Annotated in this window: 13 protein-coding genes; 4 read left to right on the forward strand and 9 right to left on the reverse strand. The window is 62.8% G+C overall.

Features of this window, described 5'->3' with window-relative positions; translation table 11 throughout:
• Positions 1–554: 554 nt before the first annotated feature.
• The 5 genes from C7401_RS36295 to argC form a co-directional block, all read right to left on the reverse strand.
• On the reverse strand, positions 555–1,757 hold the full coding sequence (locus C7401_RS36295) for an NHL repeat-containing protein (protein ID WP_181565781.1): 1,203 nt from the start codon (positions 1,755–1,757) through the stop codon (positions 555–557).
• 250 nt (positions 1,758–2,007) lie between these two features.
• Positions 2,008–2,979, reverse strand: coding sequence for a helix-turn-helix transcriptional regulator (locus C7401_RS36300; protein ID WP_112176869.1), 972 nt, complete (start codon positions 2,977–2,979; stop codon positions 2,008–2,010).
• A gap of 598 nt (positions 2,980–3,577) precedes the next feature.
• Entirely contained in the window at positions 3,578–6,238 is a 2,661-nt protein-coding gene (locus C7401_RS46010) for an AAA family ATPase (RefSeq protein WP_309252018.1), read from the reverse strand.
• The gene (locus tag C7401_RS45800) at positions 6,129–6,758 is read right to left on the reverse strand and encodes a hypothetical protein (protein WP_258397363.1); all 630 of its coding nucleotides are present in this window, start codon (positions 6,756–6,758) and stop codon (positions 6,129–6,131) included. Before C7401_RS45800 ends, C7401_RS46010 begins: the two co-directional genes overlap by 110 nt.
• A 347-nt stretch (positions 6,759–7,105) precedes the next feature.
• Positions 7,106–8,035, reverse strand: coding sequence for an N-acetyl-gamma-glutamyl-phosphate reductase (gene argC / locus C7401_RS36315; protein ID WP_112176871.1), 930 nt, complete (start codon positions 8,033–8,035; stop codon positions 7,106–7,108).
• Positions 8,036–8,176: 141 nt separating this feature from the next.
• Here argC and C7401_RS36320 point away from each other — a divergent pair, with 141 nt between their 5' ends.
• The gene (locus tag C7401_RS36320; protein ID WP_112176872.1) at positions 8,177–9,061 is read left to right on the forward strand and encodes a LysR family transcriptional regulator; all 885 of its coding nucleotides are present in this window, start codon (positions 8,177–8,179) and stop codon (positions 9,059–9,061) included.
• Positions 9,062–9,190: 129 nt separating this feature from the next.
• On the opposite strand, the gene C7401_RS36325 is transcribed toward C7401_RS36320, so the two are convergent.
• Positions 9,191–10,117 carry a serine hydrolase domain-containing protein gene (locus C7401_RS36325; protein ID WP_112176873.1) on the reverse strand — a complete coding sequence of 309 codons (927 nt, stop codon included), beginning with the start codon at positions 10,115–10,117 and terminating at the stop codon, positions 9,191–9,193.
• Between the two features lie 170 nt (positions 10,118–10,287).
• On the opposite strand from C7401_RS36325, the gene C7401_RS36330 reads away from it, so the two are divergent.
• A complete protein-coding gene (locus C7401_RS36330; RefSeq protein WP_181565783.1) occupies positions 10,288–10,977 on the forward strand; it encodes a cation efflux transmembrane domain-containing protein in 690 nt (229 codons plus the stop codon).
• 87 nt (positions 10,978–11,064) lie between these two features.
• On the opposite strand, the gene C7401_RS46195 is transcribed toward C7401_RS36330, so the two are convergent.
• The 3 genes from C7401_RS46195 to gcvA form a co-directional block, all read right to left on the reverse strand.
• On the reverse strand, positions 11,065–11,235 hold the full coding sequence (locus C7401_RS46195) for a helix-turn-helix domain-containing protein (RefSeq protein WP_373864480.1): 171 nt from the start codon (positions 11,233–11,235) through the stop codon (positions 11,065–11,067).
• Between the two features lie 112 nt (positions 11,236–11,347).
• Positions 11,348–11,659, reverse strand: a complete 312-nt coding sequence (locus C7401_RS36340) for a DUF4148 domain-containing protein (protein ID WP_112176876.1) — start codon at positions 11,657–11,659, stop codon at positions 11,348–11,350.
• A gap of 159 nt (positions 11,660–11,818) precedes the next feature.
• Positions 11,819–12,721: a transcriptional regulator GcvA gene (gene gcvA / locus C7401_RS36345; RefSeq protein WP_112176877.1), complete on the reverse strand. Its 903-nt coding sequence runs from the start codon at positions 12,719–12,721 to the stop codon at positions 11,819–11,821.
• 144 nt (positions 12,722–12,865) lie between these two features.
• On the opposite strand from gcvA, the gene C7401_RS36350 reads away from it, so the two are divergent.
• Both C7401_RS36350 and C7401_RS36355 read left to right on the forward strand, forming a co-directional pair.
• On the forward strand, positions 12,866–14,149 hold the full coding sequence (locus tag C7401_RS36350) for an adenylosuccinate synthase (RefSeq protein WP_112176878.1): 1,284 nt from the start codon (positions 12,866–12,868) through the stop codon (positions 14,147–14,149).
• Between the two features lie 240 nt (positions 14,150–14,389).
• Positions 14,390–14,818 (forward strand): VOC family protein, encoded by a 429-nt coding sequence (locus C7401_RS36355; RefSeq protein ID WP_112176879.1) that lies wholly within the window; start codon positions 14,390–14,392, stop codon positions 14,816–14,818.
• Positions 14,819–14,970 lie beyond the last annotated feature (152 nt).

Raw genomic sequence — 14,970 nt, forward strand, 5'->3', positions numbered from 1 at the left:
TAAAGCGGTCAGTGCAGGTTGCCGTGCAGCCCGTTTGAGGCGCCGCATTCGCGTAGCCAGGCGGAATTTTATGGCTCACCTCGTTTGGAAAATGAAGACCCCGTCACATCTAACCGCGTAACTGGCTAATGGGAGTAGGCACCGTTCCGGCGCGGCCCCGGACCACCCGGCTTCAGGACCTGTGTTTTCGCTGCGCAGTCTGACCCCAGGTGGCGCTCAAAGAGATCAGCAGCGCAAGTCTTTGCGGCTCCGTGTCCCGTATCCGGTCGTTAAACCGTCCTTACGCACAGATATCCATCGGGCGATGGCTACGCCCGGATGGCCCGATCTGCCGGAGCGGATTTGACGTTTTCCCGGCTGCCATTCGCTGTGGAAGTTGCACTGCAACAACCTGCCTGTACGGGCCACCTGACAACGCCGGCCAATACCGACGCAGCAGAACGGACTCGCGAAGATCTCGTGCAGCTACCTGTCGTGACACCGCGAATAGAGCACGCGTCTGATGGTTTCCCGGTTGTCGAACATGCCGATGTCCGTAAGCTCGAATGCTGATATCACGGCACCGGCGAGAGGCGCCGTACATCGCTGTTCCCGTCCTCGGTGACATAGAGGTTGGCGTTTGAATCCATGGCAATATGCGCCGGGGTATCGAGTAGCGCGGCCGGGCCGACGCCATTGGAAGTGCCCCACGTTTGATCCGGCTGGCCGGCGAGCGTGGACACCACGCCCGAGGGCGTAATCATGCGAACCTCGTTGTTACCGCGGTCAACAACAAACATGTAGCCGAACTTGTCCACTACGATGCCCGCCGGGCCATATTGAATCGGCGCGTGTAGCGGATCGTACGGGCCCGTGGACCCGAACGTCGCCGCGCTGGCGGCACCGTTGGTCGAACCAGCACTACCGGTTCCTGCCACCGTTGTGACCGCCCCGGCCTGCGTAACCTTCAGCACCTTGTTGGCCCCGACGTCCATGACGACGACGTTTCCAGACGGATCCACCGCGACGCCGGTGGGCCAGTTGAACGTCGACGTCTTCGGACCACCCGCGAGCGTGGTGACGGCACCTGCTGCCGAGATCTTGCGGATCGCGCTGTTTCCCCCGTCGGCGACGATAATGTTGCCGTTCGCGTCGACCGCAACGTCAACCGGTGCGCTAAAGGTTGCCGCACTGCCGGAACCATCCGCGCTGCCTCGCGTGGGCGAGCCGGCCACCGTCGAGACAGTGCCGGCGGGCGTGACCATCCGGATCGCGTTGTTACCACTGTCCGCAACGAGGAGATTGCCATTGGCATCGAACGTCATGCCCTGGGGCGCATTGAACAGAGCCGATACGCCCTGACCGTCGGCATACCCCGCGCTCACCCCGCCTGCGAATACCGACATCACCCCCGCCGGCGTGAACCGGTAAATCGCATTCCCACCCGCGACATACACGTTCCCGCTCGCGTCCAGTGCGATCCCCGTCGGCCCACAGATGACCGCCTGAGGACTACAGTTCTCGTTGAGGATAATCCCCCCGGCCCCGCAGGGGACTTCGATGCCGCAGGACGTGTTGCTCCCGACGACACCGGGATCGACCACCGTCGCCGCGCCACCAAAATTCGAGACCTGCGCCTGCGCGCTCGCCCACGGATCCGGTGGGTCGTTTGTCGAAGTCGACGCACTCTGGGACGTGGCGCCGGGCGGGTCGCTGCCTCCACCGCCTCCGCACGCGGCCAGCAGCATGACAACGACAGCGGCCTGGGCGAGGTTCATGAGCGGGCATGTGAGACGGTGCGTTGATTGCCGCATTCCGGCTTTGTGCATTTTGGTCTCCTCAGCGTTTTCCGCCTGCATTCGACATGCGGCGAACGTTGAGGATAGTGGGCGCCGCACGGTCTGCGCATGATGCATTTGCACCATTGTGTGTGCCGGCCTCTGACGCACAGCGACATGGGTTGAATCTGTGGTCGATGCCGGACATTTCGTCCAACCGGAGCGACCTGCCGCGCGGGTGGACGACGGACTAGAAGCCGGCGCGTCGAAACTCGTCGGTCAATTCCACGTTGTTGCGCACACCCACGCGATCGTGTATCGCTTGCAGATGATTGCGAACCGTCGCAGGCGAGAGTGTTAGCGTTTTGGCGATGTCCTTATGGGTCAGGCCGGAGACCACGAGCTTCGCCACTTCGAGCTCCCTGGGCGAAAGGTAGTCAACCGGCATGCGTGCGCGCGCCCGCACAAAGACCATGTCGTGCAGCACATCAATCAAGGCAATCACCGCGCGACCCTGAAACCGTGACGGCACGCGCGAATTGATCAGGCCCACCAACGCCGCCGGCAAGGCGCGGTGCATGAGGGTTGGCCACTCGTGACGCAGCAGGTCGCGGAACCCCGGTTCGACAAAATGGAAGTCACCCACCGCATCGCTGATCGCAAGATGCCACGCGACACCACCCGCGTGCGGGCGGATACGCTCCATCTGGAATGTGAGGCTCGTGTTCAATGCCTCCCTGAGATGGGGAAAGACGAGTTCCAGCCGTCTTCGCTGCGTTTCGTCGAACCGTTTGTCCGGATACGCACCGTAAAGCGAAATGACCTGCAACAGGCCGTTCTCGCCCGTCCTGCTCGCGACAATCAGTCCCTGCATGTGACGGTATCGGCGTACATAATCCAGCATCCCTGGGTCATGGTTGCGCGCGCAGACTTCGTGTAGCTCAAAATTCGACACCTTGTCGAGGTGCGTGAGGCACCACGCGGCCACCGGGTCATGTTCCCTCACGGCCTCGTAGTCTCTCAGGCTCTCGGGCGAATCGTTATACAAAAATGGTGCGTGATACTTCGCACCGCGCTCGTCATGGCGCGTGGTTCCCCAGCGCGCCGCGTCAAACGGCACCACGCGCTTGAGCAGCGTAAGCGCATGCTCCTGGAAGGACTCGAAGGGTAGCTCGCGGGCTGCGCGATGCAACAAAACAAGCAATGCGCTGAATTCATGCACGGGTGCCTCCGTTATCAACTCCAGCTTTCCCCCGGCTGAAAACGGCAAACACCGACATCGAATCTTGTATTCGGTCTCTATCTTGATAGCAGAAAAATGACGACACCCCAAGCACTTGCCGCTCGTCTCGCTTTGCGCGCAGACGTCTGAACGGGTAGTGGACAAATCAACACTTCCATCAGAAGATTTCGACCTTAACGAGACGTGCCCCTGGCACGATGGCCCGGTTCGTCCTTCCGACGCACGCGCCGACCCGATCGTCAGGAAAATGAATGAAACAGCAACCCGGAATTCGACACGATTCTTCCCAGACTGCCAATGAGGCGATCCAGGCCGAGAGGCCGTTTTGGGTCGGCCGGTTTGCGTCAGGTGGCCAGGTCAGGCGCCCGAGTCAAGTGTCCAATAATGGCCGGTTTGCTCATGTTTTCGATCATTGGCGCCCTGCGAGGCCGGCGCAGTTCGCTATCGCAACTTGCCGAGCCACAGCGCCGTGAGTGTCGAGCGACGCCGAACGTTGAATTCGGTGTCGATCGATTTGATATGGACATGCGACTCGTATGCTGTTGGCTTACCAGGTCCGGGTTCACCTGGCAAGCGTTCATTTGCCCGATTTTCCCTCCAGCCCTCCGGGCGCGTTGGCCGCATTCTCCCCGCCTTCAGGCTGTTTCGGTGGAGCGACGTCACCGCCACGCACTTCACCTGCCCCTTTCGCCTTTTTGAGTTCGGCTTCCATCCTGTTGTAGATCCTGTCGATCGCATCGCCCCCTTGCGCTTCGGCGGGCCAATGCAGCAATTGCCCCCACAACGTGTTACGGTCCGCGGCCTTGCCCCACGCTTCGGACGTGGGAAAATTGGCTATCTGCTCGTCCCACTCCGTCAACATGCCCCACTGTAAGCACTCGAGCTCCGCAAAGCGGCCGACACCTCGAATGCCCCTGAATTCATCTTCGGGCAGGAAATCGGGCTTCCAGGGAGCCTTCGCAAGGCCGTAAATATAGCCAATGGGACGCTCCTTCAAATCGCCAGGATCGTTCGCGCGAAACATGCCTGCCGCCGTAGCCGCGGTCATGCCGATCGAACTGGTACGGGCAACCACCTCCATCAGGCACTCCGGCGTGAATTTCGCCTTGTCCCACTGGTGCGAATCGGCAAACATGCCAGCGATGCGCGCGAAGTATCCAGCGCGCGAAAGCGGGTCAGGCGGATAGACGCCAACGACTTCATCGAAGCGCCCCTTGCGGATAGCGGGCAGGTCGAGCGTACCAACCAGATTGGTGATGAGCGCGTACACGAATCTGCGCTCCACCGCGCTCTCCTGCAAGCCTTTGAGCTTGGGAAGCATGCCCGGCGTCACGAACGTATAGAAGTTGGTCTCCTTCTCGCCGGATTCATCGCGACGCTTGAGAATCGGATCGAATTCGTCGAATAGAATGACCACCCGCGAGAGCATCGCCAAGGCGTCGAATACGGCGCGGGCACGCCCTTCGACGTTGGCCTCGCCGCTCTTTGCCAGATCGCTCGGCGTCACCTCCACCAGCGGCAAATCGCAGGTGCGCGCAAGCGCTTCGATCAACATCGTTTTTCCTGTTCCACCAGGACCGTGCAGCACCAGCGAACTCCTCACGTCACTACCGGCTCGCGTCACATGCGCACGCATCTTTTGCATCGTCATTGCCAGCGACTCACGGCCAATATCATGCTCATCGCGCTCCAGCTCGCACACCCCTTGCTGGGCGAATCCATAGTCCGGGTAAAAGAGCTGGCCAAGTTTCAGGCCTTTCGAGGTCGGATGGCGTACGGTGAAATGATCGAGAATCATGTCGTTGATGCCTTCGTCCAGCATTCGATTCAACGATGCGAGACTTTCCACCGCGTCGACCGTGGCGTTCACGTCTTCTTTCGCGCGCCGGTGATCGAACTCCTTGTACCAGCCTCTGATCGACTCTTCCTCGCCGTAGGCGCACTGGCGTTTGAAATAGTGAAACATATGGCTCACGCGCTGCCGGTCGATAGGCACATGGGCAACACGAATGAGTTCCGCCACTGCGCCCAACTGTTCCTCAGTATGGACGGTGTACATGCACTCTTTGTGCTCGTGGAAGGGGATGAGGCCGGTGAGCGTGCCGTCCGCCGACAAATCGGAGCAGATCAGGCCCGCTGCGAGCTTCAGGCGTTCGAGCTCACTCGACTCCGGTTTCTTGCCGAGCGTGAGCGCATAGGCAGGCGCCGCGTATGCGACTTCACCCGGCTCCCACGTTCGTGTGTCGGTATGATTGGCTGCGGCAAGCTGCGTGTCGATCACCGACGACAAATACCGTTTGCTCGCGCCCATGCTGTGGCGCACCCCCTCTGCCGCGTCGCGAAACAGCTTCGCGACTTCCTTCATCCAGTCCGGGCCGACGAATTTTTTGTGCGCATCCTGGGTCAATGCCCGTCCACGTCCGATCGCATTGAGCGCGAACGCATGCCCGGTCTGCGACGGCCAGTCTCCCTCGTTGGGCGCGTGGGTGGGGAGTTCCTCGGCAACGATCTTCAGATTCTCCGCCAACGCTTCGAGGCTGCTCTTGACGATGCCGTGGAACTCTTGAGTCAGTGTGTCCAGATTGAAACGGCGACCGATCAAGGGCGTGATGTTAAACACCACGTTGTGCTCGGCTAACGACAGTTCCGTTTCCAGTTCCCGCAGAAGCCTTGCCTTGTCGAGTTCCCGCCACGCTTCCGGGATTCCCGGATAAGCCAGTGTGCCGAGATAAGCGTTGGTACGGTCCAGATACTCCAGCAGATCGGCCGTCTGTTCGAGCACCTTCGCGAGATCGCAGAGCGCACGCACGCATTGACAGGTCGAATACGCCGTCACCCAGCCGTCATCGCCACCACGCGCCCCGCCGATGCACCAGTCCGGTTCGGCCGCCGTGAAAATCTCGCGTACGACCCAATACCACGAGCGCATGGTCGCCCCTGAGGTCGCCAGGTGGCCAGTCGCAATGCACATACGCATGCCTTCCGCCGCGGCCAGCACGGGCGCGTACTCCTCCTTCAACTCTTCGATCGAGACGTCCTTGACACGGTCCTCGATGTTAGCAACGCTGACTTCGACTTCCTTTCGATTCCGTGCATACTGCAAACGCACGCGCGCACATTTCCAAACCTCATAGCGCTGCTTTGCGGGGGGCTCCAGAACCGACAGCGCCTTTCGCCCCTTGTTGCGCATCTCCGCGCTCGCTTTCCTGATCTTGTCGAGTGCCCGCAAGTCGTCCATATGCGCTTCGAGATCGTGCGGCGGCTCGACACGCGACTCGCGGCGCTGCGCGTCGCTCATTGCGCCAATGGCGCTCGACCACGGCACTACCGGCTTTGGCATAACGCTCTCCTCCGGCGCGCGAAGCGCCTTCGCAATGAGTCTGCAACACCTCGTGAACGAAGCCGTCGCTTGCCTTCTCAACGAAAGTGCGCGAGAGCGCGAACGACACTTCGCATTCCTGCTTATTCGCCCCGATATGAATGCCGTTGCGCAGCGTCGCATACGCGAAGTATTTAAGCACGCGTTCGCGCAACCCGCCGGGTTCGGCGGTCTGACCTGAACGCCGTAAAAACGTTCTCGCGACGAGACCGCCTGTTGAGTGAGCGGATAGACAGCGGCGGAAATCGTTCTTGCGCGCGTCATTGAAGCCGCAAAACGGATCGGCGGTGGTTTCACCGATATCCACCTGATCCGTTGCGAACCCACGCATAGGGATGATGGGGTCGTACGAATCCGGGCTCACGTTGGACATGGGCATGCGCTTCTCCCGCGCGGAGCCGCGCGACATCGCTCACGTGAAGAGCGTGTCGATGGGAAATGCGGCTTTCACTCGATGGCGAGCGGCGCGCGGACTGCCTTGATGCCCGAAATTCGCGAATCGGGGCAATGAAACGACCCGACGCGACGCGTCTGATCCTAGTATCGAACGGGAAGCAGACCTGAAATGTGCGGTAGCGCACATTACTCTCGCGCGTTTTCCGGCCCTAAGCGCAATTTCAGGCGCTGCCTGCGGGCCTGCGGGCCAGGACATCCCGTCCGCCAGAATTGCACGTGGTTTCCGCAACGCCGGATCAAAGGCCAACGGTCAGCGCCAACCATCGGCCACTATTGCCGCGTGAGCATCAGGTTCAGGTTCTGAACCGCAGCGCCGGATGCCCCTTTGCCAAGATTATCGAAAACCGCGGACAGCAGAACGTGCCCGTGTTCCTCGTCGGGAAATACGCTTAAGCGCATGTCGTTCGTACCGTTCAGCACCTGCGGATCGAGGTGCTTCAAACCGCCCGATTCGTGCAGCGGCAAAACACGTACGTGGGCCGCATCGGCATAGTGGCGTGCAAGGCATGCGTGTAACGTGGCGCCATTCACGCCGGGGGCCAGCAACCGCAACGCCAGGGGGACCGTCAGCACGATGCCCTGGCGGAACGCACCATACGCGGGAACGAAGATGGGACGCTGCGCGAGCCCGGCGTGCCGCTGGATCTCCGGGGTGTGCTTGTGCGCGAGTTCCAGACCATAGACCTGGTATGAGGGCGCGTTGGCAGCGTCCGGTCCCTCGTGTTCCTCCACGCCGGCACGCCCGCGTCCGGAGTAGCCGGATACCGCATGAATGCTGATCGTGCAGGTGTCCGGGATCAACCCGGCCTGCGCCAACGGGCGCAGCAGACCGACTGCGCCGGTCGGATAACAACCCGGATTCGTGACCCGACGGGCGTTCGCAATCTGCTCGGCCTGCCCCGGCGTCATCTCCGGGAAACCGTAAGTCCAGTCCGGTTGCGTGCGGTGGGCGGAGCTTGCGTCGATAACCCGGACAGCAGGATTGACGATGGCGCCCACGGCCTCGCGCGCGGCGGCATCCGGCAAACAGAGAATGGCGATGTCGCAGGCGTTGATGGCTTCTGCGCGACGCCGCGGGTCTTTACGCTCCGCAGCGGCCAGGGTGAACACGCTGATGTCGGTCCGGTTGCGCAGCCGGTCGTGGATTTGCAGGCCGGTGGTGCCCTGGTCGCCGTCGATGAAAACTACGGGAGAGCTCATACGTGGATGACTCCGCTGACTGTGAGTGGTAAGGGGGAAAACGAGGGGGAAAACGAGCCCCTATGTTGCGCGGACGGTTAGAATAGATAAAGTTGAATTTCATAACGTTAATATTCAGGTTTTCTGAATCTGGACGCCCTCATGCGAGAGATCAGCCTGGACCGCTTGCGCACGCTGGTCGAAGTTTCCGACCGGGGTTCGTTCATCGATGCGGCGCGCGCATTGCACCTCGCGCCGCCAACGGTCAGCCTCCACATCGCCGAACTCGAAGACCGCCTTGGCGCTCCGCTCGTGTCACGCAAGCGCGGACATGTGGGGCCGACGGCGATAGGCGAGGTGCTGGTGGAGCGTGCGCGCCGACTGCTGGCCGACGCGGAGCAGGCCCTGGACGATATTCAACGCCAGGTGGAAGGACTCGAAGGGCGCGCCCGTCTGGGCGCGTCCACGGGCGTGATCGCGCACTTGCTGCCGCAAGCGCTGGAGGTCCTGCGCGAGCATCATCCCGCCATCGACATTCAGATCGCAGTGCTAACTTCGCAGGAAACCCTGTCCCGGCTGGTGGACGGGACGCTGGATGTCGGGCTGGTCGCACTGCCTCAGCCCCCGGTGGCCGGGCTCGTGATCAAGCCCTGGCGCCGCGACCCCGTGATGGCCTTCGTGCCGGCGCATTGGCGGTGTCCGGCCCGCGTCACGCCTGAATGGCTCGCCGCCCAGCCGCTCATCCTCAATGACGCGACCACGCGTCTCTCGCGCCTCACTACGGAGTGGTTCGCGACCGCGGGGCACCATCCCGCGCCGCGCATTCAGCTCAACTACAACGATGCGATCAAGAGCCTGGTAGCGGCAGGTTACGGTGCAACGCTCCTGCCCCACGAGGCCACGACGCCCTTACCCGACGGGCGCATTGTCATGCGCCCGCTGCGCCCGGCGTTGTGGCGACGGCTCGGTATTGCCCATCGTGCAGGGTACGTCGAGCGTTCCACGCAACATGTGCTGGACGTGCTGTGGGATTTGCGATTGGCGTAGGCGTTGCCATTTTCTGTGCAGGGTCCGCCCATGACGCCCCCGACGCGCATCACAAGCGACCGATCCTGAGCCATTCGAGAGCGGGATGCGCGCCGGGTACCGCTTGAGGAACGACTTCATGCGCCAGTCTCAAGCCTCGGGCAGAGTTGGCGAACCAGACGACCGCATCCTGCGTCGTACGGTTGGCGAGAACGAAAGCCCGGAACCCCGGATTGTTTCCCCAATGAAAGAAGCCATCCTGGAAGGGTTCGAGACCCCAACCCAATCCCCAGGCAACGTTGGGATCGGGCGGGTTCCGGCCGTGGAGGTCTTCCGCGTCGTCGCCCTGCGCGTATGGATGCGCGGCAAAAACCACTGAGCGTAGCTTGCGGCCGACAATCCTCCGCGCGCCAGTACGTGTCGAACGAAACCGATGTAGTCGGACGCCGTGGTCAGCAGGGACCACGAGGCATGGGCCGTTTGCACGCGACGCTTGGGCACTGGCTCGCCCTCCCATTCGTGCCCCTGCGCGTGATTGCCCGCGAAGCGTTCCTGCCACGCTAGGCTCGAGTGACGCATGTCCAACGGCTCGAACACGCGCTCTCGCGCCAAGCTTTCCAGCGAACGGGCGCTGACGGTCTCCATCGCACGCTGAAGCCACGCAAACGCGCTGCTGCCGTAGCTGAACCGTTCGCCAGGCGCGAAGTACGTGCGAAGTGGCGCCTCGTCGCGCACGATATTCGGCAGGCCGCTCGTATGGGTCAGCACATGCGAAGCCGTTATCCTGCGTGAATCCGGATCGCCGGGCACATACTCGCCGCAGATGTCGAACAGCGGTTGTTGCGGGTCCAGCCGCTTTTCTTCGAAAAGTTGCAGGGCGATGAAGGCAACAAGGGGTTTTGTGAGCGAGGCCGCCTCAAAGACGGTCGCGGCGTCCACCGCAGTATGGTCGTGGGCCCCGCGAATGCCGCAGTGATATTGCGCGCCCGGCAATCCTGCGCGAAGAACCGCGAGCGACACACCGGGAATTTTTCCGCTCGCAGTGGTTTGCGCAAGGAATCGTTCGAGATCGGTCATGGGTTCACCCCCGGCAGCATTTTGGCGGATTGTACCGACCGTGGCATGGGCGAGACAAACATCCGGCGCGCGAGGCCGTCGATTGTCACCGGTCTGCAATGTGGGCTGGCTACGCTAGCGGCTTCTCCCCGCGCGCCCGCCTTTCGCACGCGCCCACAACAAAAGCGCCCATGCAAGTCACCTGCGTCGCCGTTCTCGTCAATGTCGTGTTGATGGCGATGCAATTCGTCACTGGCTGGATTTCCGGCTCGGATGCCTTGCTGGCCGATGGCGCGCATACCCTGGTCGATGCGCTCGGCGACGGGGTCGTTGCGGGCGCAATCTATTTCGACCAGGCCATGCGAGCCGGGCGTCCGCACAAGCTGACGCCGGTCGCCATCGTGCTTGCCAATCTGCTCATCGCGGCAACCGGCGCCGAACTCCTGAGCGCGGGCATGCTCCCGAATGCAGTCCAGGGCGCCGGCGCGCGCCCTGCCGCCGCTTTGGCCGCATTTGCCGTTTCCGTCGCGAGTGTCGCCGCCAAGGCGGGGCTGTTCCTTTATTTACGAGCGGCGGCGGCGCGTGTGAAACCTCACGACGGCGACAGTCTTGCGAGCGCGCTCAATGCCGGCGCCTGGCATGCGTGCGCGGACTCGGTTTCTTCCGTTGTCGCCGCGATTGGCGCAACCGGCGTGCTGCTGGGGCTGCCGGCCCTCGACCGAAGCGCAACGGCGCTCATCGGCGCGCTGATACTCATGGCGGGCCTGCAACGCAATGCCTCGGCACTGCGTTCGCTGTTCAGGCGTCTCGCCCGCATGGGCAGGACGAGGCGCGCCCATGCGCACGCTGGCCAGCCTGAGCCTACGTCGTCGCAAGCCTGAACGTCGGGTCCGGCGAACGCTGGGCGATCGACGTCAACACCGCTACCCGGGATGCCCGTTGCGGTCATCTGGCATGGCCCGATCGATTCAACTGCCTTCACGCTCGATGTGCGCACTCACCCTGTACTCCTCGGGCGTGCAGTTTCGCTCACGGCGAAAAGCCCGCTGAAGCGCATCGACGGAGCGGAACCCACTTTGCACAGCGATCGTTTCCTGCGGCCGTCCGGTTTGCTGGGGCAACGCTGCGGCACGCTCCACGCGCCCCCCGGCGACATCGCATATCGGTATCTCTTGCGCGCCGACACCTCATCGGCCAACGCTATCGTCCCTGTTGCGAGTCTGAAGAGGTCCATAGCGCCTCCAGGGCTTCTCATCCGGGAGAAGACTGCGGGCACTCCGTGTTGAACCAATAGTCGACCAGGCGCTGCGCCGCCTGTAGATCGTCCGGATAGTATGGGTCGTCGTTCCAGGGTGATGGGTCGTAGCCCGCTTTGCGCAGCGCCGCAAGCTCGCTTTGGTGTTGCGCCATCGTCACAGGCGCGTTGCTTCTCAGCGCGGCCAGGTCACGACACTCCGTCGGACTCAGATAGGGGCCGCCTTGTGGCATGCCTGGGGCGGCGCAGCCCGCCAGCAGGAGCGCCAACGCAGCAAGCGTCGAGCGGTTCGTCGGGCGTTTTTCCATCGTGCATCTCCAGGCGTCGGACAGGCGCAACGCAAGCGGTGCGATACCCGTGGTCGCGCGATCTCCAGCATGCACGCATTCGCGCCTGCGCGCGCAGACGGTGAGCCGTCTCGCCTCATCGAATGGTCACTGGCGTCGTCCTCGTGAAAATCCGCGACGTCACGCCGCTCGATGCGAAAAGCGATCCCCGAGTTCGCGCAGCCAAGCGAGAAAAGTATGGATTGCCGGGTCCTTGACCCGCGCATTGCGGACATAGCTACAGTAGCGCCAGGCGGGCAAGGCCGGGCCGTCGAACGGAAACACGAGACGGCCCTCTTCGACATCGAGCGCGACAAGCGCGGTGGGCCCCATGGCAATACCCAGGCCGTCAATGGCGGCCTGCAAGGTCAAATAGAAGTGGTCCAGTTGCTGCGAATGGCGAGCCGCAAGCCCGGGGTTGCCGCTCGCCGCCAGCCATTGCGCCCAAAGGCCGGGATAGGTCGCCGTGTGCAGCAGGGTGTGGTGCGCCAGGTCCGACACGTGGCGTATCGGGTGAGACTCCAATACCTTGGGTGAGCACACCGGCAAGCGGACTTCCGATAAAAACTCGCTGACCGCATATCCCGCGGACTTCTGCTCGCTGCCGCGAATCGCCACGTCGCATTCGTCGCCGAGCTTTTCGATCGGCTCATCGGACGTCGTCAACCGCACCTCCACCGCCGGATGGGTGAGCTGGAAGCCGGAAAGCTGCGGCAACAGCCAGCGCAACGCGAAAGTCGTTGGCGCGTTGACCCTCACGATCTGTTGCCGCGTGCTCCGAAGCTGCTCGTTGGTCGCGAGCGCAATGCGGTCCAGCGCCGCCGATATCTCCGCCAGGTACGTGCGTCCCGACGCCGTCAGCAGGACCCTTCGGCCGCGGCGCTCGAACAGGTCGTGTCCGAGCCAGTCTTCCAGTTGCCGCACCTGCCGGCTGACGGCCCCGTGCGTGACGCAAAGCGCCTCGGCCGCCGCCGAAAAACTCTCCGCCCGCGCGGCGGCTTCGAATACGCGCAGCGCGTTCAACGGCGGCAGGCGACGGGACATAACGAGATTTCCTATGTGACTTTTCCTGACAAGCCACGTGAGTATACATCGCTTTTCGGAGGCGCTTTCGAACCTTATATTGAGCCACGTCGCAGCAGCTCCGGTTCTGGATCTGTTTGATTAACTCACCAGGAGAATGGTCGGATGTCGAATGTCGTCGTGGTCGGTGCGCAATGGGGCGATGAGGGAAAGGGCCGGATCGTCGACTGGCTTGCGGAAAAGGCGGACATCGTCGTCCGGTACAACGGCGGGCACAATGCCGGGCACACGCTGGTGGTGGACGGGCAGACCTACAAACTGGCGCTGCTTCCCAGTGGCGTGGTGCGCGGCAAGCCTGGCCTGATCGGCAACGGCGTCGCGCTCGACCCCGAAGCGCTGCTTGCGGAGATCGGGCGCATGGCGGCGATGGGCATTCGCGTGACGCCGGAGGTGCTGCAAATCGCCGAGACGGCCACACTCGTCCTGCCGGTCCATCGCGCGATCGACGCGGCCCAGGAACGGATGCGCGCGAAGCCCATCGGCACCACCCTGCGCGGCATCGGCCCGGCGTACGAAGACAAGGTTGGGCGGCGCGGCTTGCGCGTGTGCGACCTCGCCGAGCCGGCACTGCTGGCCCAGAAACTCGAGGCCCTGCTCGCGCACCATGCGGCCTGGTTTCGCGGATTGGGACTGGAGCCGTTTCCGCTCGAGCCGATGCTGAGCGACCTGATTGCCATGGCGCCGAAGATCCTGCCCTTCGTGGGCCGCGTCTGGGAGCAACTCGATCACGCCCATTCGTCGGGCAAGCGCGTGGTATTTGAAGGCTCGCAAGCGGTCATGCTGGACGTCGATTGGGGCAGCTATCCTTACGTGACCTCGTCGAGCACCATCGCCGCCGGCGCGGCCAGCGGCACGGGCATTGCCCCGTCGCGCGTGGGGCGTGTGCTTGGCGTCAGCAAGGTCTACGCGACGCGTGTTGGCGAAGGCCCTTTCACGTCGGAGGTGACCGGCGCACCCTGCGACGTGCTCAGGCAGCGTGGCGGCGAGTACGGGGTCAACACCGGCCGCCCGCGTCGCTGCGGCTGGCTGGACACCGTGCAACTGCGCCAGAGCAGCAAGGTCGCGGGCATCGATCTGCTTGCGCTGACCAAGCTCGATGTGCTCGACGGCTTCGAGTCGGTCTATCTGTGTGTGGGCTACCTGCTCGATGGCGTGCGCATCGACTACATGCCGGCCACGAGCGCCGAACAGCAGCGACTTGAGCCGGTTCTCCAGCGCTTCGACGGCTGGGACGGCTCGACACGAGGCGCGCGCGCGTATGGCGATCTGCCGAAGCAGGCCGTGGCGCTGATCGAAGCGATTCAGCGCGAAGTCGGCGTTCCCGTCGCCATGGTCACCACCGGCCCTGAACGCGACGATGCGATTGTCCTGCAATCGCCATTCGCATAAGCGTGCGGCCTGAAAGCCTGACCGGAATATGCCGGCAAGCAGGACGGCGGGAACGGGACGCCATGAGCGGCCGTTGTCGGGCAAGGCGAAAACCGGCAGCCATTCGAGCTGCCGCTTATCGCCGTCTATACTGGGCGCTAGAAGGGTCTGCGCGGGGTTTGTGCCTCTGCGCAGCAAATAACGGCGCAAGCCGTCGTGCTCAATTGACAGTCAGGCTTCGCCACAGGCGCGGGAGTTGCCATGGAAATCACATGCATTGCTGGGTTCGCCGTGATTACAAAGCAGCCGGATGCCAGTGCATCCCTGTATCAGGAGAAACTTGGCTTGCCGCTGGAGCGGTTTGACGCATCGCCCGATTATCGTTTCATGGACAAGTTTCCCGGAGCCAATCACTTTGGTGTGTGGCCTCTGAATATGGCCGCTCAGTCATGCTTCGGGCAGGATGCGTGGCCGACTTCTATTCCCGAGCCAACCGCAACGATTGAGTTCGAACTCGCGGATGCCAAGGCAGTCGAGTCGGCCGTTCAGGAAATGAAGGTCAAGGGTCAAGTTTTTATTCATGAAGCAAGGACAGAACCTTGGGGGCAAACAGTCGCGAGATTCATCAGCCCCGAAGGCGTGCTGGTCGGTTTGAGCTTCGCGCCATGGCTGCATGAGCAAAAGGCCTGACAATGCATCTCCGTGCGCCCTCCGAAGCACAAGAAACGGGTCGCGCGGGACGACTTGAGGGCGCAGCCCGCGGCAACATCGGTGACCTGCTTGCGCCGAGCCTGGACGTTGAGCGGCAGCGCGCCGCCTTGCCGAAAGCGCGCTAACGGTCG

It is taken from the genome of Paraburkholderia unamae (genome assembly GCF_003268775.1).
GTDB lineage: Bacteria > Pseudomonadota > Gammaproteobacteria > Burkholderiales > Burkholderiaceae > Paraburkholderia > Paraburkholderia unamae.

What these genes read in the sequence shown, in the direction of transcription:
- C7401_RS36295 (WP_181565781.1), bottom strand. Translation starts at nt 1,757, where the DNA reads ATGAACCTCGCCCAGGCCGCTGTCGTTGTCATGCTGCTGGCCGCGTGC.
- C7401_RS46010 (WP_309252018.1), bottom strand. Translation starts at nt 6,238, where the DNA reads ATGGACGACTTGCGGGCACTCGACAAGATCAGGAAAGCGAGCGCGGAG.
- C7401_RS45800 (WP_258397363.1), bottom strand. Translation starts at nt 6,758, where the DNA reads ATGCCCATGTCCAACGTGAGCCCGGATTCGTACGACCCCATCATCCCT.
- argC (WP_112176871.1), bottom strand. Translation starts at nt 8,035, where the DNA reads ATGAGCTCTCCCGTAGTTTTCATCGACGGCGACCAGGGCACCACCGGC.
- C7401_RS36320 (WP_112176872.1), top strand. Translation starts at nt 8,177, where the DNA reads ATGCGAGAGATCAGCCTGGACCGCTTGCGCACGCTGGTCGAAGTTTCC.
- C7401_RS36325 (WP_112176873.1), bottom strand. Translation starts at nt 10,117, where the DNA reads ATGACCGATCTCGAACGATTCCTTGCGCAAACCACTGCGAGCGGAAAA.
- C7401_RS36330 (WP_181565783.1), top strand. Translation starts at nt 10,288, where the DNA reads ATGCAAGTCACCTGCGTCGCCGTTCTCGTCAATGTCGTGTTGATGGCG.
- C7401_RS36340 (WP_112176876.1), bottom strand. Translation starts at nt 11,659, where the DNA reads ATGGAAAAACGCCCGACGAACCGCTCGACGCTTGCTGCGTTGGCGCTC.
- gcvA (WP_112176877.1), bottom strand. Translation starts at nt 12,721, where the DNA reads ATGTCCCGTCGCCTGCCGCCGTTGAACGCGCTGCGCGTATTCGAAGCC.
- C7401_RS36350 (WP_112176878.1), top strand. Translation starts at nt 12,866, where the DNA reads ATGTCGAATGTCGTCGTGGTCGGTGCGCAATGGGGCGATGAGGGAAAG.
- C7401_RS36355 (WP_112176879.1), top strand. Translation starts at nt 14,390, where the DNA reads ATGGAAATCACATGCATTGCTGGGTTCGCCGTGATTACAAAGCAGCCG.